Here is a 15,875-nt window from a genome sequence, read left to right on the forward strand (position 1 = left end):
ACGACAGCGGCCCCCGCCTGCGCGGGGGCGACGATCATATGATTGCCGAACTCGGCCTCGCGCTGCTGTGGGTCGCCGCTGCGCTTGCATGCCTGTCGCTGGTCGCGGGCATATTGTTCCTGCGCGGCGGGCCGAAGGATCTTGGGGCGCTCGTGCGCCCCGCAAGCGTGGCGCAGGGCGTGCTCACCGCCGCGGCGTTCGGCCTGCTGATCGCGCTGTTCGTGCGGTCGGATATGTCGGTCGAACTTGTCGCGCGCAACAGCAACAGCCTGAAACCGATGATTTTCAAGGTCGCGGGAACGTGGGGCAATCACGAAGGGTCGATGCTGCTGTGGTTGATGATCCTGTCGCTGTCGGGCGGGCTGATCGCGATTTTCGAGAAAAGGCTGCGCGAGGATACGCTGATTGCCACGCTCGCCGCGCAGGCGGCACTGAGCATCGGCTTTTTCGCGTTCCTGCTCTTCTCGTCGAACCCGTTCAAGCGGCTGCCGGTTGCACCGCCCGACGGGCAGGGGCTCAACCCGCTGCTCCAGGACATCGGTTTGGCCTTCCACCCCCCGACGCTTTACGTCGGCTATGTCGGGCTTTCGGTGGCGTTCAGCTTTGCCGTCGGCGCGCTGATCACGCGCGAAATCGGCTCGGCGTTTGCGCGCGCGATGCGGCCGTGGGTGCTGGGGAGCTGGATTTTCCTGACGCTCGGCATCACCGCGGGCAGCTATTGGGCCTATTATGAGCTGGGCTGGGGCGGCTGGTGGTTCTGGGATCCGGTCGAGAATGTCTCGCTCGTCCCCTGGCTCGCGGGCGCGGCTTTGCTCCATTCGGTCGCGGTGACCGCGACGCGCAATGCGCTGCGCGCGTGGACGGTGATGCTCGCAGTGATCGGCTTTTCGATGTCGATGGTCGGCACCTTCATCGTCCGGTCGGGGCTCCTTACCAGCGTTCACAGCTTTGCGGTCGACCCCGAGCGCGGCACTTTCCTGCTTGTGCTGATGGCGATCTATATCGGCGGCGCGCTTACCCTGTTTGCGCTGCGCGCCGGGGCGGTCGCCGAGGGCAAGAAATTCGCGCTGCTGAGCCGCGAGGGCTCGCTCGTCATCAACAATCTGCTGCTGACGACGATCCTCGCGCTCGTGCTGCTCGGGACGCTCTATCCGATCGTCGCCGAGGCGATGGGCGAGAAGATTTCGGTCGGGCCGCCCTATTATAACCGCGTCGCGGGCCCGCTCGCGCTAATCCTCTGCCTTGTCATGGTTGCGGGACCGCTGCTGAGCTGGCGCAAGGATGATGGGAAGCGGCTTTGGTCGCGCCTGCCGCTCGCGATCTTCGCTGGCTCGGCGGTGCTGTTCGCCCTGATCCTGTTCGGCGGCAAGGTTGGAATATTGCCGCTGCTCGGCATGACCGTCGCGGGGATCGTCGCGGTGGCGAGCCTCGCGCCGCTGTGGGGACGCAACCTCCGCCGCACGCCGCTGCCGACATGGGGCATGGTGGTGGCGCATTTCGGCGTCGCGGTGTGCCTCGCCGGGATGGGCGCCGAAAGCGCCTTCATCAAGGAGCGGTTGGTCGCGGCGGCGCCAGGCGACGACATCAAAATCGGCGATTTTTCGGTGAAATTTGTAGGAGTGAAGCCCGTCGCGGGGCCGAACTATACCGCCATCGAGGGGACGCTGGTCGCGACGACATCGTCAGGAAGCAGCTTTACGATGAAGCCCGAAGCGCGCACCTTTCCCGGCCTGATGGGTGCCGCGCCGACCGAGACGAACGAGGCGGCATTGCTCACGCGGCCGGGCGGGCAGCTCTATGCGGTGCTCGGCCAGCCGGTGACGGGAGAGGACGGGCGCGCCGACCGCTATCAGATCCGCCTGTGGTGGAAGCCGCTGGTGTGGTGGATATGGCTTGGCGGCGGGCTGATCGCCGTCGGTGCGACACTGTCGATGCTCGGCCGCGCGCAGCTTTTGACAATCTTTCGCGCGCGCCGCGCGCGCAAGGCAGAGGAACGATTTGCGCCATGAAGAACCGCTGGGTCCTTTTTGTGCCGCTGGCGATCATGGGGCTGCTGTTCGGCGCCTTCATCTACCGGTTGGTGACCCCCGCCGAGACGTTGATCCAGTCGCAGTGGATCGACAAGCCGATGCCGCTGTTCGACCTGCCGCCCGCGGCAGCGGGGGTCGAGGGGCTGAAGAGCAGCCAGCTCGCCGACGGCAAACCGCGCCTCGTCAATGTCTTCGCAAGCTGGTGCATCCCGTGCCGCGCCGAGGCGCCGCAGCTCGAGGCGCTGAAGGCCGCGGGGTTGCCGATCGACGGCATCGCGATCCGCGACCGGCCCGAAGATGTCGCGATGTTCCTGAACGAATATGGCAATCCGTTCGACCGGATCGGCGCCGACATGCAGTCGAGCGTGCAGATTGCCTTGGGATCGTCGGGGGTTCCCGAAACCTTCCTGATCGACGGCAAGGGGATCATCCGCGAACAGATCCAGGGGGTTATCCTGGCCGATCAGGTGCCCGAGATCATCGCCAAGCTGGAGGCGATGAAGTGAGCAAGACATGCTCCACCTCGTCGCGCTCCCCCGCGAAAGCGGAGGTCCAGGGCGGCAAAGTGCGACGTGGGCGCAAGGTCGCCCTGGACCCCCGCTTTCGCGGGGGAGCATGGTTTTTGGCGGCGCTGCTGCTGGCGGTTAACGGTATGTTCTCGTCGTCATCGCTCGCGCAGGACCGCTTGCCCCCCGCACCCTATGCCTATCAGCAGCTCAAAGACCCGGCGCAAGAAGCGCGCGCGAAGGCGCTGATGGAGGAATTGCGCTGCCTTGTCTGTCAGGGGCAGTCGATCGCCGATTCGGACGCGCCCTTGGCGGGCGACATGCGGCACGAGGTACGCAGCAAGATCGCTGCGGGCGAAAGCCCCGGCGAAATCAAGACGTGGCTCGTCGCGCGTTATGGCAATTGGGTGAGCTATGATCCGCCGTTCGATGCGGCGACGGCGTTTCTGTGGCTCGGGCCTTTGCTGTTCCTCGCGATCGGCGGCTGGCTTGCCTTTGGCCGCTTCCGGCGCGGCGCGAGCGATGGAGAGGATGCGGCATGATCTGGCTCTGGGTATTGCTCGTCGCGGCGCTGACGATCGGCGGCATCTTCTGGCTCGGCAAGCTGCCCGCCGCGGCGCGGCCGCTCGCGGGGGCGGCGGTGATGCTGGGGCTCGCAGGCTATGCGCTGCAGGGCAGCCCGTCGCTCGCGGGCAAGCCGGTCGCGGCGCCCGAGGAGCCCGAAGGGTTCGGTGAGGCGCTGACCGACCAGCGGCAGGGGATGGCGGACCGTTTCGGCCCCGCGGCGCAGTGGCTCGGCATGTCCGACGGCTTTGCGCGCACCGGCAAGACCGAGCTCGCGGCGCAGACGCTCGAAAAGGGGCTTCAGAAATATCCCGACAATGTCGACCTCTGGGTCGGGCTCGGCAACGCGCTCGCGGCGCATGGCGGTGGTATGATGTCGCCCGCGGCGGCGCTCGCCTTCGACGAGGCGGCGAAGCGCGATCCCTCGCACCCCGCGCCGCCCTTTTTCGCGGGGCTCGCGCTCGCGCAGGGCGGCGACCTGAAGGGCGCCGAGGCGGTGTGGAGCGAGCTTCTGGCGCGCAGCCCCGCCGATGCGCCGTGGCGCGCCGATCTGGAAATGCGGCTCGGTCAGCTGCGGCAGGCGCTCGGGCCGCAGCTGCCGCTACCATCGGCCGATGACGCCCCCGGAGCGGCGGCGGGCGTCCCGAATTGAAACCTATTCCAAAGGCGCTGGCTCGTCTAAAGGCGCGCGATGACTGCTGAGTCGCAACAGGAGGCCGCAGGCGCGCCAAGCGCCGCACCGGTCGCCGCCGATACCGGCCACCATGGCCACGGACACGAAGGCGATGGCAAGCTGAAGCTTGCCGTCGGCGCGGTCGGCGTCGTGTTCGGCGACATCGGCACCAGCCCGCTCTATGCGTTTCGCGAGACCTTTGCCGGGCATCACCCGATCGAACCCGATCGGCTGCACATCTATGGTGTGCTGAGCCTGGTGTTCTGGTCGATGATGCTGGTCGTCACCTTCAAATATGTGCTGACGATCATGAAGGCCGACAACAAGGGCGAGGGCGGCAGTCTCGCGCTGCTCGCGCTGATCAGCCGATCGTCGGGCGAAAAGCGCTGGACCTGGCCGATCATCCTGCTCGGCGTGTTCGCGACCGCGCTTTTCTATGGCGACAGCATGATCACCCCGGCGATGTCGGTGCTGTCGGCGACCGAGGGGCTGCGCTACATCAACCCCGGGTTTGCGCCCTATATTGTCCCGATCGCGCTGACGATCCTGATTGGTCTGTTTGCGCTGCAGTCGCGCGGCACGGCCAAGGTAGGCGCGCTGTTCGGGCCGATCATGCTGCTCTATTTTCTGACCCTGGCCGGGCTGGGCATCATGCACATTGCGGATAATCCCTGGATCATCGTCGAGACGATCAATCCGGTGAACGCGCTGCGCTTCTTTTACGTCGATGGGTTTACCGCGTTCATCGCCTTGGGCGCGGTGGTCCTCGCGGTGACGGGTGCCGAGGCGCTCTATGCCGACATGGGCCATTTCGGGCGCGGGCCGATCGGGATCAGCTGGCTGGCGTTCGTGCTGCCCGCGTTAATGCTCAACTATATGGGGCAGGGCGCGATGGTGCTGGCCGCCGAAGCCGGGCCGCGCGCCGACCTCATCTCCGACCCGTTTTTCCAGATGATGCCGCAATATCTGGAGGTGCCGGTCGTCATCCTCGCGCTGCTGGCGACGATCATCGCCAGCCAGGCGGTGATTTCGGGCGCCTTCTCGCTGACCCAGCAGGCGATCCAGCTCGGCTTCATCCCGCGCCTCCGCGTCGAACACACCAGCGCATCGGCGGCGGGGCAAATCTACATCCCCGTCGTCAACTGGTTCCTGATGATCATGGTGATCATCCTGGTGTTGTTCTTTGGTTCGTCGAGCAATCTCGCTGCCGCTTACGGCATCGCGGTCACCGGCGCGATGTTCATCGACACCTGCCTGCTGTCGGTCGTCCTCTTCACCTTGTGGAAATGGCCGGCGTGGAAGGCATTGCCGGTGCTCGCGGTGTTCTTCATCGTCGATATCGCCTATTTCGGCGCCAACCTGATCAAGGTGCCCGACGGCGGTTGGGTGCCACTGGCGATCGGGCTCATCATCTTTACGATGCTCACCACTTGGTCGCGCGGGCGCAAGTTGATGCAGCAGGAAATGGCCGAAGGCGCGATGCCGATCCCGGTGTTCGTCAAATCGGCCGCGAACAGCGCGACGCGCGTGCCCGGCACGGCGGTGTTCATGACGTCGAGCAGTGATGGCGTACCGCACGCGCTGCTTCACAATTTGAAGCACAACAAGGTGCTGCACCAGCGCATCATCTTGCTGACGATCAAGATTGCCGACGTCCCTTATGTGCGCGAGGAAAATCATTGTGCGCTCGACGATCTGGGGCAGGGGTTCCATCGGCTGATCCTGAACTATGGCTTCATGCAGCCGATCGACGTTCCCGACGCGCTCAAGCGCGTGACGAGCTGCGGCGGCGAGTTCAAGATGCTGGAGACGAGCTTTTTCCTGTCGCGCCAGACGCTGATCGCGGCGAGCAAGCCGGGGATGCCGATCTGGCGCGAAAAGCTGTTCGCGTGGATGCTGCGCAATTCGGAAAGCGCCATGGAATATTTCCGGCTGCCGACCAATCGCGTGGTCGAACTGGGCAGTCAGGTCGCAATCTGACGCGGCCGACCGGATTAACTCGCCGTCATCGGCAATTATGCGTTTGATCATTGCCGCCGGTCTTGCGATGCGGGCGCGAGGCGATGGAGGTTGGCCGGCGAGATGGGCGCGGGGAACACGGACGATCTGATCCTGCCGGTGCCGCCCGAACCCTTTGGGCTGATCGTCGGCGGAGCGATGCGCGGGCAGTCGGCGGACGCGCTGGAAACGGCGCTGCGCCATATGGGGCTGCGGCCCGAACGGGTCGCGCTTGACGCTGCCGATGGTGGTCCGCCGCGCTTTCGCCTGCGCTTCGGGGCTGTGTCGGTCCTGGCTGGTCCCGCTACGGATCATGCGCTCGATGCCGCCGATCCCGACCATCCGTCGACCAGTTTGCTCGCCGCCAGCCTGCCGGGCGAGTGGCGCGGCGACGACCATTGCTGGATGTTCGTACCCGAACCGACCGACGAGCCCGCGACGGCGACTGCGCAGCCGACGCAGATGCGCCAATTCTTCAAGATGTTGGTGCTGCTGATCGACCTGTTCGATGCCAGCCACCTTTTTTGGTCGCCCGCGCGGCTGTGGTCGGACGCGGCACAGTTTCGCGCGGCGATCGCCGAAATGCTTGCGAGCGGGATGCCGCCGGTGCTGCACCTCGTCGCGTTTCGGCGCCGCGAGGATGCCGGGGGTGCTAGCATGGGGACGCGCGGACTGGCGCTGTTCGCGGGGCAGGAATTGGAGGCTCGGATTCCCGAGGGATGGACGGTTGCCGACATGGTGAAACGGCTGTCCCGCCTGGCGCTGGATATGATGCTGAACGGTCCGGTGCGGCACGGCCGCACGATGCGCGGGCTGGAGAGCGGCGAGTGGATCGACCTGTCGCCATCGCCCGCTGCCGGCGGTCAGCGATCGAGCGTGATCGTCGAGTTTGGCCGCGATCGCTGATGCCGGGCCGCGGTTGGCTGCGCGCACCGCCACCGCAACCGGGCTTTCAGCGACATCATCTGATCCCGATCGCGCTGCTGCACAGGGCGCAAATGGTGTCGATGTTCGATCATTTGCAAACCGAGGGCTTTGTCCTCGCCGATTTCCATCGCAACGGGGTGATGCTGCCCGCCTGCGAGGGGACGGCACTGTCGTCGGGCTATGCACTGCACCGCGGGCCGCATCAGGGCTATAGTGACGTCGTCGCGGCGCGGGTCGAGGGCATTCGCGTCCATTTCGCGCTGCACGCGGCGTCGGATCCGCGTGCTGCGCGGCGGACGGCGGTGATGCGCCTGCGGCTGTTGCAGGACACGACGCGCCGCGCGCTGACCGACCGGCACGGGGCCGGATTCTGGCTCAACCGCCGTGATCCGATGCGCCTGTTCGTCGATCGGCCCTATCTGGATGATGCGATCGAGCGGTTGTTCGGGGGCGTCACAGCCTGACTTTCGCCTCCAGCTCGCGCCGCGCCGCCAGATATTGTTCTTCAAGCTCGGCGACGAATTCCGCGACGGGGCGGACCGCGGTCACCGGGCCGATGCCCTGGCCCGATCCCCAGATGTCTTTCCACGCCTTGGCCTTGGTGTTGCCACCTGAACCGAAGTTCATCGTCGACAGGTCGCCTTCGGGCAGATTGTCAGGGTCCATGCCCGCAGCGACGATCGACTGGCGGAGGTAATTGCCATGTACCCCGGTGAACAGGTTCGAATAGACGATGTCGGCGGCGCGGCCTTCGACGATGCCATCCTTATAGCCTTGATCGGCGTTGGCTTCGGCGGTCGCGATGAAGGCGCTGCCGATATAGGCGAGGTCGGCGCCGCATGCCTGCGCGGCGAGGATCGAGCGGCCGTGGCCGATCGCGCCCGACAGCGCGACGGGGCCATCGAACCATTCGCGGATTTCCTGCACCAGCGCGAAAGGCGATTGCCGCCCGGCATGACCGCCCGCGCCGGCAGCAACGGGGATCAGCCCATCGGCGCCCTTTTCAACCGCCTTGCGCGCAAAACGGTCGTCGATGACGTCGTGCAGCGTGATGCCGCCCCAGCTATGCACCGCCTGATTGAGCTCCTCGCGCGCGCCGAGCGACGTGATGGTGATCGGCACCTTCCATTTGGCGCAGGTCGCAATGTCCTGTTCCAGCCGGTCGTTCGATTTATGGACGATCTGGTTGACGGCGTAAGGCGCCGACAGCCGGTCGGGATTGTCGCGGTCCCACGCGGCGAGTTCTTCGGTGATCTGGTGCAGCCATTCGTCGAGCAACGTCTGGGGGCGTGCGTTCAGGGCGGGAAAGCTGCCCACGACGCCCGCCTTGCACTGCGCGATCACCAGTTCCGGCCCCGACACGATAAACAGGGGCGAGCCGATGACGGGCAGGCGCAGGCGGTCGAAAATCGGGGGAAGGGCCATGAATCACTCTCCGGTAGCAGTTTGAAACTGACCTTAACGTAAACGGAAGGTCGTGCAAGAGGGGTTGACGGTGACACAACGGACAAAGGCGGCCGAAGCCGCCTGTGCCATTAATCCCGTTGTGTTCAGGCCGTGACGGTTCGGCGACGGGCCGCCTTGAACGCCAGATAGCCGAGCCCGACCATGGCAATCAACAGCGCGCCTTGGGCGATGGCGAAGGGCGGTTCGGTTCCATTGGGTGCCAGCGCGTTGAGCGCGGGAACCTTCAGGAAGCTTTGCACGACCAGCACGAACAGGTTGAGGTAGAGCGCGAGCGTGGCGGTGACGACATAGACCGTAGCGGCGCCCCCGACGAGCTTGCGCCCATACCAGGCCCAGAAGGTCGCGACGAGGATCAGCGTCGAGAGGATGCCGAAACCGAGCGCCGGGGTGAAGGCGACGATCGGGAACAGGAAACCCGTCAGGCTGGTGAGCAAGGTCGTCCAGAGGAAGATGCCCGTGGTGCGCGGCAGGATACGACCGCGCGCGAAGGCGGGAAGGGCGATCAGCCCCGCGGCGATCGCGATCAGGCTGATTGCGACGTGCAGCGCGGTGAACTGCGGGATGGTGAGACCCAGGATCATGGCACGCCTCCTTTACAGATAGCGTGGCGCGGGGCGCGCCAGCGACAGGTTGGGACGAAGCGCCGCGCGCGCCGCGATATAGGCGTCATAATCGGCCATGTCGTGCAGCGCGGGAATAGTGACGGTTTCGCCAGCATCGAAACCGGCGAGTGCGGCATCGACCATGTCGTCCACGTCCATCACGATTTCGGCGGGCAGGCTGGCCAGTTGCTCCTCGGTCCAGATCGGGGTGCGCGTGGCGCCCGGCAGCACTGCCTGGATCCGTACGCCCTTGGCGCCGAGTTCGACGTGCAATGCTTCGCTGAACGCCAGCACATAGGCCTTGCTGGCGGGATAGGTGGCGGTGAAGCCGTCGGGGATCAGCGCGGTTACCGAGCTGATGTTGATGATCGCCCCGCTGCCCTTCGCGGCAAGCCGCGGGGCAATCGCCGCGGCGAGCCGGGTGGCCGCCAGAATGTTGAGATTGATGAGCGTCGTCAGATGCGCCGGATCGGCGTCGACGAAGCGGGTTTCGCCCGCGATCCCGGCATTGTTGATGAGGCCGGTGACTGCATCGTCGTCGCGCAGGCGCGCTTCGACACGGGCAAGGTCATCGGGGTTGGCGAGATCGGCGGCGATGACATCGACCGCGACGCCCGTGTCTTCGCGTAGCCGGTCGGCGAGTTCGGCAAGCTTGTCGGCACGGCGCGCGACGAGGATCAGATTGTGGTCGCGGCGGGCGAGGCGGTCGGCATAAACGGCGCCGATGCCGTCCGATGCGCCGGTGATGAGAAAGGTCTGCTTGGTCATGATATATCTCCTTGACGAAGGAGGAGGCGCGGCCCCGCTGGATCGCGCCTCCGTGTATCAGCTGTTGATGAAATCCAGAAGGTCGGCGTTGAAGCGGTCCTGATGCGTGACCGTCAGGCCATGGTCGGCGCCTGCATAGATTTTCAGCACCGCCTGTTTGACGATCTTCACCGTGGCGTGGGCCGAGGCATCGACGGGAACGATCTGGTCGTCGTCGCCGTGCAGGACCAGAGTCGGGACGTCGAATTTCGTCAGGTCGGCGTTGAAGTCGCTTTCCGAAAAGGCGCGGATGCTGTCGAGCTGGCCCTTGAGTCCGCCCATCATGCCCTGCCGCACAAAGTCGTCGCGCACTGCTTCGCTGACCACCGCGCCGTCGCGGTTATAGCCGTAGAAGGGGATGGTCAGATCGTGGAAGAACTGCGGCCGGTTATCGAAGGTGCCTTTGCGGATGCCGTCGAACACGTCGATCGGCAGACCGCCTGGATTGGCTTCGGTCTTGAGCATCAGCGGCGGAACTGCCCCGATCAGCGCGATCTTGGCGACGCGATCCGTGCCATGACGGCCGACATAGCGGGTGACTTCGCCGCCGCCGGTCGAATGGCCGACGAGGATGACGTCGGTCAGGTCCAGCTGTTCGATCAGTTCGGCGAGGTCGTCGGCGTACTGGTCCATATTGTTGTTGTCCCAGACCTGATCCGACCGGCCATGGCTGCGGCGGTCGTGGGCGATGGTGCGGAAACCCTGATTGGCGAAGAACACCATCTGGGCGTCCCAGGCGTCGGCGCTGAGCGGCCAGCCGTGCGAAAAGATGATCGGCTGCCCGTCCTTCGGACCCCAGTCCTTGTAGAAGATGTGCGTACCGTCCTTGGTGGTGATCGTTGTCATGGCTTGGTTCCTTTCGTTGGAGGGGGGCGGGGTGTCCGTCCCGATGAAGGAGAGATAGGCCAGAGCGGGCTTGCGCGGGATTGGCGGACCCGACATTATGCGGGCCGATTCCGACAAAAGGTTCGCCATGCCGAAAGTGAAGCTGCCCGAAGCGCCGCAACCGCTCGTCGAGGTCGGGATGATGCTCTATCCCGACTGCCAGATCGGCATGGTCCACGGTATCACCGACCTGTTCGACATCGCGGGACGGTTCGCGGTGCAGCACGGCCGCGCGCCGATCCGCGCCAGCCACTGGCGGTTGCAGGAGGGCGGGGGCTTTGCGCGCTGTTTCGACAGCCATCCCGACGAGCCCGCGGGCAATTCGCCCACGGTGCTGATCGCGCCGGGCAGTTTGCACAAGCTGCTCGAGCCCGGCGAGGTCGAACCCTATGCCCGCTGGCTGCTCGATCGCCATGCGCATGGCGCGGTGCTGGCGTCGAATTGCGGCGGCGCCTTTGCGCTTGCGGCGACCGGGCTGCTCGCGGGGCGGCCGGCGACGACGCACTGGTTCTTTGCCGAACAGTTCCGCGAACGCTTCCCCGACGTGCGGCTGGAGATCGACCGGATGGTGATCGACGATGGCGACATCGTCACAGCGGGCGGGCTGATGGCGTGGACCGACCTTGGGCTGCGCATCGTCGAGCGGCTGCTGGGGCCGACGGTGATGATGGAAACCGCGCGCTTCCTGCTGATCGATCCCGGCGGGCGCGAGCAGAAGAATTATGCCAGTTTCGCGCCGCGGCTGACGCATGGCGACGAGGCGATCCTGAAGGTGCAGCACTGGTTGCAGGGACGCGGCGCGGGGCCGGTCGCGGTCGCCGCGATGGCGGGCGAAGCCGGCATGGAGGAGCGGACGTTCCAGCGCCGGTTCAAGGCGGCGACGGGCATGACCCCGGTCGAATATGTCCAGCATCTGCGCGTCGGCAAGGCCCGCGAGTTGCTCGAGTTCACGCGGCGCACCGTCGATCAGGTCGCATGGAGCGTCGGATATGAGGATGCGGCGGCCTTCCGCAAATTGTTCCACCGCCTGACCGGCCTGTCGCCGCACGAATATCGGCAGCGATTTGCGACGCCGCAATCGCTCGCCGAGGTCGCCTGAAATTTTTTCGCAGCGCGTGTCGATTTGGCGGAGGCTCGTTCGTCATGTGGTCAGGCGCCGCTGTTGGCCCGACCAAAAGGAGATGAAGAATGCGCGTGATGGTTTTTGTGAAAGCGACCGAGGACAGCGAACAGGGGATGACGGCGTCGCCCGAGCTTGACCAGATGTTCGTCGATATGGGCAAGTTCAACGAGGAGCTGGTCAATGCCGGGGTGTTGGTCGCCGGTGACGGCCTGAAACCCTCGTCGTTCGGCAAGCGCGTCGCCTTCGATGGCCCCAGCCGCACCGTGATCGACGGTCCCTTTGCCGAGACGCGCGAACTGGTCGCCGGCTATTGGCTGTGGGAAGTCAAGGACATGGACGAAGCGGTCGAATGGGTAAAGCGCTGCCCCAACCCGATGTTCGGGCCGAGCGAGATCGAGATCCGCCCGCTGTACGAGATGGAGGACTTCGCCGACATCATCCCCGACGAAGCCGCCGCGATCCACGACGGCGTGGGCGAAAAGCTCGCGAACGGCTGATCGCTTGCCTGCCCCGCCATGCGCCTTTAACCGCGGCGCATGGCGGCGGACCCCACCCATCGGACCATTGAGGCGGTTTTCCGGATCGAGCGGGCGCGGCTGATCGCCGGGCTGGCGCGGCTGACCCGCGACGTCGACCGCGCCGAGGAGCTGGCGCAGGATGCGCTGCTGGTCGCGCTGACCGAATGGCCGGCCCGCGGCGTCCCCGACAATCCCGGCGCCTGGTTGATGGCGGCGGCGAAGCGGCGGGCGATCGACGGCATCCGCCACGCCCAGATGCAAAGCCGCAAACATGCCGAAATCGCTCGCGAACGGGACGAGGAGCAGGACATGAGCGCCGCGGCGGTAGAGGCGGCGCTCGACGATCCGCTGGGCGACGAACTGCTGGGGCTGATCTTTGCCGCATGCCACCCGGTGATCGGCGCCGAAGGGCGCGCCGCGCTGACGCTGAGGCTGGTCGGCGGGCTGACGGTGGAGGAGATTGCACGGGCGTTCCTTTCCAACGAAACGGCGATCGCGGCGCGGATTACCCGGGCCAAGAAAGCGATTGCCAAGGCCGGGGTCCAGTTCGAAGTCCCCCGCGGCGCCGAGCTGGCGGCGCGGCTGCCGTCGGTGCTCGAGGTCGTCTATCTGATCTTCAACGAAGGCTATGCCGCAACCGCGGGGCCGTCGCTGGTCCGCCCGCCGCTCTGCGCCGAGGCGCAGCGGCTGGCGCGCATCCTGGCCGGCCTGATGCCCGAGCAGCCCGAGGTGCTGGGGCTGCTCGCGCTGGTCGAGATCCAGGCGTCGCGGCTGGCGGCGCGCGCCGGTCCCGACGGTCAGTTCGTGCCGCTGACCGAGCAGAACCGGGCGCGCTGGGACCAGCTGCTCATCCGCCGCGGCCTCAACGCACTGGCCCGCGCCGAGGCGCTGGGCGGCGCCAATGGCCCCTATGCGTTGCAGGCGGCGCTCGCGGCGTGCCACGCGCGGGCGCGGCGCGCCGAGGACACCGACTGGCGGCGCATCGCGGCGCTGTACGACCGGCTGGGGCAGGTGATGCCCTCGCCGGTGGTCGAGCTGAACCGCGCGGTCGCGCACAGCATGGCGTTCGGCCCCGACGCCGGACTGGCGCTGGTCGACCGGATCGCGGACGACGCAGCGCTGCGCCACTATGCCCCGCTACCCGCGGCGCGCGGCGACTTCCTGCTCCGCGCCGGACGCCCCGCCGAGGCGAAGGCGGCGTTCACGGCGGCGGCGGCGCTGGCCGGCAATGACCGCGAACGCGACTATCTGTTGTCGCGCGCCGCCGATTGTTAATAGCCCCCTTCGGACCCCGGGGCGCGGTAGAAACGGTGGCGGGTGACGGTGCCGTCGATCAGGCTTTTCTTCAGCTTCTTGCGCATCGTGTCGGCGCCGTCGGGCGAGACGCAGACGAGGCGGGTGCCACCATCGGGCAGGGGTTCGATCGCGCTGATGATCACCCCCGCGCTCTTGCACAGCGCGATCACCTCGGCCTCGGTCAGCGTGACGTTCATCGCGCGGCTCATGACGGGGTGGCGCCAGGCGCCATGGCGCGGATTGCGGCGGCCACCTGTTCAAAGCCTTCGGCGCTGGCGGTGGCGAGCGCAAGCGGGCGGCCACCGAGCGCGGCATTTTCGCTGTTGAGGAATTCGACCGCCGCATCGCGCCCGCCCATGGTCAGGAACGCCAGCTGACTGATGTCGCCCTGCCGCTTGGCATCGTCGCGCGCGAGTGGCGTACGTTTCTTGCGGAAATAATTATTGGTACGGGTGCGGGCGGGCGCGTCGGCATCGGTCGCGGCGTCGGCCCTCGCCGCAGCGCTGGCGGGCTTGGCGGGTGCGGTGACCTGCGCCTTGCCGACGGGAGGGGTAGCGGGTTTGGCTCGGCTGTTCATCGGGCGCGGCTCCTGTGCGGGTAAGCGGGAGCGCGCAGGTCTCTCAGCCGCGGCGGCTCATGACCATCAATACCGCGATGATATCTATATGGGGGCGGCGCAAGGCGATTGTAAGGCGCCGCCGCCGGTGCCTGACCGTGAGCGATCACCACCGTCGCTCACCCGCGCGCCCGCTGCTCCGGCCAGGCATCCGCGCCCGCCTGATCGGCTGCGGCATCATTGGCCGGATCGAGCGAAGCGAAAAAGGCGCGGCGCGCGGCTTCGCCCGCGATCAGCAGCGGGGTGACCTCGGCCGCGCGCAGGTTTTCGTAAACTTCCAGCTCGTCGTCATCGAGCGCGCGGGCATAGGCGGGGTCGCCGAACTGCCCCTCCTCGTGCCCCCAGAAATCGGCGGGCGGCGGGAAGTCGGTGCGCCAGTCGCCCGCATGGTCGTCGAACCACACGGTCATCGCCGCCGCCGCCTCTTCGGGGGTTTCGCTGCCATCGTCGCCATAGCCCGGATCGGCGGAAATCTGCGCAACTTGACGCGCGATTTCACTATCCCCGGCCAAGACGGCGACCGGGTCGGTGCAGCGGTCGCGCGCCGCCAGCCAGACCGCGAGCGCGGCGATAAGGTCGCCCGGCGCGCCCTCCGCGCCCGTGGCGTCTGCGGCGCCCGGCGCCGCAGCGGCGTCGAACAGCGCCAGAAAGCCGGGCCAGTCGGCCGCGATCGATTGGGCCAGCATATCCTCGCCCGCCTCTGCGCGCGTTTCGACCATGCGGTCGAGCCGCGCGAGCATCGCGAGGCCAAGGCGGCTGTCGATGCGGCGGCGCTTGATGAAGCTGCGGCCGTCCTCGCGTTGCAGCTCGGTGGTTTCGTCATGCCCCCAGATCGCGCGGTCGAGCAGTTCGTCGACGAGTCGCCCGCGCGCGATCAGCAGTGCCGCGCCGCAACCGAGCCGGAACGCCGCGCCCGCGGGCCGCTGTTTCAGCTGATAGACGGCGGCGGGTGACATGCCGACCTTTGCCGCCGAAATCTTTACCGACCCGTTGGTGGCAAACGCCTCCAGAAATTCGCGCTGGAGCCGCGGCGTCCAGTGATAGCTGGCGGGGGCGGGGATAGCGGCGGGGTCGTACGCATAGTCGTCCATCGATTCGTCCTTTCGGTTTGGTGAAACCGTCAGAATGAACCATATGGGTGAAATGTAGGAAAGCGGTTTTTGGTCAGGCGTTGGTCGCCGCCGCGCGCTCCTTGTCGGCGCGCAATTTTTCAGTGTGGAGCAGCTTGTCGGCCATCGCCTGCCAGGCCGCCGCGGCGCGCAGATTGCGGTCGCGGACCTGGGTCAACGCCGACGCATCGGCTTCGGCGGTGCATTTCGCGGCTTGGGCGGAGTAGAATTCGATGGTGGCCGACATGGCTGCTTCCTTATGTTGGGTCGATCAATCGACCATATCGGCGATCAAACGCCGGAGCTCGCGGCGCGAAAGCGTCGGGCGGCGGTGGCGCGACGGGTTGACCGTCTGGGCCTTGCCAGCCAGCGACAGCGCGGGCAGAGCGGGAAAAATCGAGTTGTTGTTGAATGAAATCATCATCTTTATCTTTGTTTTGAGTGTCTTGCGTTGAAGGTCGGCGCGGATCGCGCCGATCCCCTTGGGATCACGGCCCGCGCCGTTTGCGCTGGCCGGGTGGAACCGGCCCCGCCCCGCGTTCGCGGTAGACGAGGCGGCCCTTGCTGAGGTCATAGGGCGTCATTTCGACGCGCACGGCGTCGCCGACGACCGACCGGATGCGGAAACGCCGCATGCGGCCGGCCGTGTAAACGACGACCCGATGGCCATTTTCGAGCACGACGCCGAAGCGCCCGTCGGGCAGGATCTCGTCGATCTGCCCCTCGAAGGTCATCAATTCCTCTTTGGCCAAAA

The 15,875-nt window shown here is 66.5% G+C and carries 19 protein-coding genes and 1 pseudogene; 10 read left to right on the forward strand and 10 right to left on the reverse strand.

Translation table 11 applies throughout. The annotated features are described in order from the left end of the window. Positions 1 to 38: 38 nt before the first annotated feature. The 7 genes from SPYCW_RS04700 (at position 39) to SPYCW_RS04730 (ending at position 7,162) form a co-directional block, all read left to right on the forward strand. Complete coding sequence (locus SPYCW_RS04700) at positions 39 to 2,009, forward strand: heme lyase CcmF/NrfE family subunit (RefSeq protein WP_120215817.1); 1,971 nt, start codon at positions 39 to 41, stop codon at positions 2,007 to 2,009. Then, the gene (locus tag SPYCW_RS04705) at positions 2,006 to 2,536 is read left to right on the forward strand and encodes a DsbE family thiol:disulfide interchange protein (protein WP_120215818.1); all 531 of its coding nucleotides are present in this window, start codon (positions 2,006 to 2,008) and stop codon (positions 2,534 to 2,536) included. Before SPYCW_RS04700 ends, SPYCW_RS04705 begins: the two co-directional genes overlap by 4 nt. 146 nt (positions 2,537 to 2,682) lie before the next feature. After that, positions 2,683 to 3,078 carry a cytochrome c-type biogenesis protein gene (locus SPYCW_RS04710; RefSeq protein ID WP_120218108.1) on the forward strand — a complete coding sequence of 132 codons (396 nt, stop codon included), beginning with the start codon at positions 2,683 to 2,685 and terminating at the stop codon, positions 3,076 to 3,078. Continuing rightward, positions 3,075 to 3,752: a tetratricopeptide repeat protein gene (locus tag SPYCW_RS04715; RefSeq protein ID WP_120215819.1), complete on the forward strand. Its 678-nt coding sequence runs from the start codon at positions 3,075 to 3,077 to the stop codon at positions 3,750 to 3,752. The genes SPYCW_RS04710 and SPYCW_RS04715 overlap by 4 nt, the downstream gene beginning before the upstream one ends. A 39-nt stretch (positions 3,753 to 3,791) precedes the next feature. Beyond that, positions 3,792 to 5,753: a potassium transporter Kup gene (locus tag SPYCW_RS04720; protein WP_120215820.1), complete on the forward strand. Its 1,962-nt coding sequence runs from the start codon at positions 3,792 to 3,794 to the stop codon at positions 5,751 to 5,753. Positions 5,754 to 5,843: 90 nt separating this feature from the next. Continuing rightward, the gene (locus tag SPYCW_RS18920; RefSeq protein ID WP_172595421.1) at positions 5,844 to 6,677 is read left to right on the forward strand and encodes a hypothetical protein; all 834 of its coding nucleotides are present in this window, start codon (positions 5,844 to 5,846) and stop codon (positions 6,675 to 6,677) included. Then, positions 6,677 to 7,162 carry an AHH domain-containing protein gene (locus tag SPYCW_RS04730; RefSeq protein ID WP_172595422.1) on the forward strand — a complete coding sequence of 162 codons (486 nt, stop codon included), beginning with the start codon at positions 6,677 to 6,679 and terminating at the stop codon, positions 7,160 to 7,162. Before SPYCW_RS18920 ends, SPYCW_RS04730 begins: the two co-directional genes overlap by 1 nt. Here the strand turns inward: SPYCW_RS04730 and SPYCW_RS04735 are convergent. From SPYCW_RS04735 to SPYCW_RS04750, 4 genes are all read right to left on the reverse strand, one after another. Then, on the reverse strand, positions 7,152 to 8,123 hold the full coding sequence (locus SPYCW_RS04735) for an NAD(P)H-dependent flavin oxidoreductase (protein ID WP_120215823.1): 972 nt from the start codon (positions 8,121 to 8,123) through the stop codon (positions 7,152 to 7,154). The two genes, SPYCW_RS04730 and SPYCW_RS04735, sit on opposite strands and share 11 nt — an antisense overlap. Positions 8,124 to 8,248: 125 nt before the next feature. Continuing rightward, on the reverse strand, positions 8,249 to 8,746 hold the full coding sequence (locus SPYCW_RS04740) for a hypothetical protein (RefSeq protein ID WP_120215824.1): 498 nt from the start codon (positions 8,744 to 8,746) through the stop codon (positions 8,249 to 8,251). 12 nt (positions 8,747 to 8,758) lie between these two features. Further along, positions 8,759 to 9,535: an SDR family NAD(P)-dependent oxidoreductase gene (locus SPYCW_RS04745; RefSeq protein WP_120215825.1), complete on the reverse strand. Its 777-nt coding sequence runs from the start codon at positions 9,533 to 9,535 to the stop codon at positions 8,759 to 8,761. A 57-nt stretch (positions 9,536 to 9,592) separates the two neighbouring features. Further along, the gene (locus tag SPYCW_RS04750) at positions 9,593 to 10,420 is read right to left on the reverse strand and encodes an alpha/beta fold hydrolase (RefSeq protein ID WP_120218109.1); all 828 of its coding nucleotides are present in this window, start codon (positions 10,418 to 10,420) and stop codon (positions 9,593 to 9,595) included. A 127-nt stretch (positions 10,421 to 10,547) separates the two neighbouring features. Between SPYCW_RS04750 and SPYCW_RS04755 the strand changes: the two genes are divergently transcribed. The 3 genes and pseudogenes from SPYCW_RS04755 (at position 10,548) to SPYCW_RS04765 (ending at position 13,375) form a co-directional block, all read left to right on the forward strand. Then, a complete protein-coding gene (locus SPYCW_RS04755; protein ID WP_120218110.1) occupies positions 10,548 to 11,558 on the forward strand; it encodes a GlxA family transcriptional regulator in 1,011 nt (336 codons plus the stop codon). An 89-nt stretch (positions 11,559 to 11,647) separates the two neighbouring features. Then, positions 11,648 to 12,007, forward strand: a pseudogene (locus SPYCW_RS04760) (YciI family protein); the annotation flags it as partial. 111 nt (positions 12,008 to 12,118) lie between these two features. Next, positions 12,119 to 13,375 (forward strand): RNA polymerase sigma factor, encoded by a 1,257-nt coding sequence (locus SPYCW_RS04765; RefSeq protein ID WP_120215827.1) that lies wholly within the window; start codon positions 12,119 to 12,121, stop codon positions 13,373 to 13,375. Here the strand turns inward: SPYCW_RS04765 and SPYCW_RS04770 are convergent. From SPYCW_RS04770 to infA, 6 genes are all read right to left on the reverse strand, one after another. Beyond that, on the reverse strand, positions 13,372 to 13,605 hold the full coding sequence (locus SPYCW_RS04770; protein WP_120215828.1) for a hypothetical protein: 234 nt from the start codon (positions 13,603 to 13,605) through the stop codon (positions 13,372 to 13,374). The two genes, SPYCW_RS04765 and SPYCW_RS04770, sit on opposite strands and share 4 nt — an antisense overlap. Further along, positions 13,602 to 13,973: an antitoxin Xre/MbcA/ParS toxin-binding domain-containing protein gene (locus SPYCW_RS04775; RefSeq protein ID WP_120215829.1), complete on the reverse strand. Its 372-nt coding sequence runs from the start codon at positions 13,971 to 13,973 to the stop codon at positions 13,602 to 13,604. Before SPYCW_RS04775 ends, SPYCW_RS04770 begins: the two co-directional genes overlap by 4 nt. Before the next feature lie 158 nt (positions 13,974 to 14,131). Continuing rightward, complete coding sequence (locus SPYCW_RS04780; protein WP_120215830.1) at positions 14,132 to 15,103, reverse strand: hypothetical protein; 972 nt, start codon at positions 15,101 to 15,103, stop codon at positions 14,132 to 14,134. 73 nt (positions 15,104 to 15,176) lie between these two features. Next, on the reverse strand, positions 15,177 to 15,368 hold the full coding sequence (locus SPYCW_RS04785; RefSeq protein WP_120215831.1) for a hypothetical protein: 192 nt from the start codon (positions 15,366 to 15,368) through the stop codon (positions 15,177 to 15,179). 24 nt (positions 15,369 to 15,392) lie between these two features. Then, entirely contained in the window at positions 15,393 to 15,542 is a 150-nt protein-coding gene (locus SPYCW_RS18925) for a hypothetical protein (protein WP_171005342.1), read from the reverse strand. Positions 15,543 to 15,609: 67 nt separating this feature from the next. Then, complete coding sequence (infA, locus tag SPYCW_RS04790) at positions 15,610 to 15,873, reverse strand: translation initiation factor IF-1 (protein ID WP_120215832.1); 264 nt, start codon at positions 15,871 to 15,873, stop codon at positions 15,610 to 15,612. Between the last annotated feature and the right edge of the window lie 2 nt (positions 15,874 to 15,875).

Source organism: Sphingopyxis sp. EG6, from assembly GCF_003609815.1.
Classification (GTDB): Bacteria; Pseudomonadota; Alphaproteobacteria; order Sphingomonadales; family Sphingomonadaceae; genus Sphingopyxis.

Excerpts from the sequence above, each read along its gene's own strand:
- SPYCW_RS04750 (WP_120218109.1), bottom strand. The coding sequence starts at position 10,420 with ATGACAACGATCACCACCAAGGACGGTACGCACATCTTCTACAAGGAC.
- SPYCW_RS04745 (WP_120215825.1), bottom strand. The coding sequence starts at position 9,535 with ATGACCAAGCAGACCTTTCTCATCACCGGCGCATCGGACGGCATCGGC.
- SPYCW_RS04735 (WP_120215823.1), bottom strand. The coding sequence starts at position 8,123 with ATGGCCCTTCCCCCGATTTTCGACCGCCTGCGCCTGCCCGTCATCGGC.
- SPYCW_RS04710 (WP_120218108.1), top strand. The coding sequence starts at position 2,683 with ATGTTCTCGTCGTCATCGCTCGCGCAGGACCGCTTGCCCCCCGCACCC.
- SPYCW_RS04700 (WP_120215817.1), top strand. The coding sequence starts at position 39 with ATGATTGCCGAACTCGGCCTCGCGCTGCTGTGGGTCGCCGCTGCGCTT.
- SPYCW_RS04720 (WP_120215820.1), top strand. The coding sequence starts at position 3,792 with ATGACTGCTGAGTCGCAACAGGAGGCCGCAGGCGCGCCAAGCGCCGCA.
- SPYCW_RS04780 (WP_120215830.1), bottom strand. The coding sequence starts at position 15,103 with ATGGACGACTATGCGTACGACCCCGCCGCTATCCCCGCCCCCGCCAGC.
- SPYCW_RS04785 (WP_120215831.1), bottom strand. The coding sequence starts at position 15,368 with ATGTCGGCCACCATCGAATTCTACTCCGCCCAAGCCGCGAAATGCACC.
- SPYCW_RS04770 (WP_120215828.1), bottom strand. The coding sequence starts at position 13,605 with ATGAGCCGCGCGATGAACGTCACGCTGACCGAGGCCGAGGTGATCGCG.
- SPYCW_RS04765 (WP_120215827.1), top strand. The coding sequence starts at position 12,119 with ATGGCGGCGGACCCCACCCATCGGACCATTGAGGCGGTTTTCCGGATC.
- SPYCW_RS04715 (WP_120215819.1), top strand. The coding sequence starts at position 3,075 with ATGATCTGGCTCTGGGTATTGCTCGTCGCGGCGCTGACGATCGGCGGC.
- SPYCW_RS04705 (WP_120215818.1), top strand. The coding sequence starts at position 2,006 with ATGAAGAACCGCTGGGTCCTTTTTGTGCCGCTGGCGATCATGGGGCTG.
- SPYCW_RS04755 (WP_120218110.1), top strand. The coding sequence starts at position 10,548 with ATGCCGAAAGTGAAGCTGCCCGAAGCGCCGCAACCGCTCGTCGAGGTC.
- SPYCW_RS18925 (WP_171005342.1), bottom strand. The coding sequence starts at position 15,542 with ATGATTTCATTCAACAACAACTCGATTTTTCCCGCTCTGCCCGCGCTG.
- SPYCW_RS04740 (WP_120215824.1), bottom strand. The coding sequence starts at position 8,746 with ATGATCCTGGGTCTCACCATCCCGCAGTTCACCGCGCTGCACGTCGCA.
- SPYCW_RS04730 (WP_172595422.1), top strand. The coding sequence starts at position 6,677 with ATGCCGGGCCGCGGTTGGCTGCGCGCACCGCCACCGCAACCGGGCTTT.
- SPYCW_RS04775 (WP_120215829.1), bottom strand. The coding sequence starts at position 13,973 with ATGAACAGCCGAGCCAAACCCGCTACCCCTCCCGTCGGCAAGGCGCAG.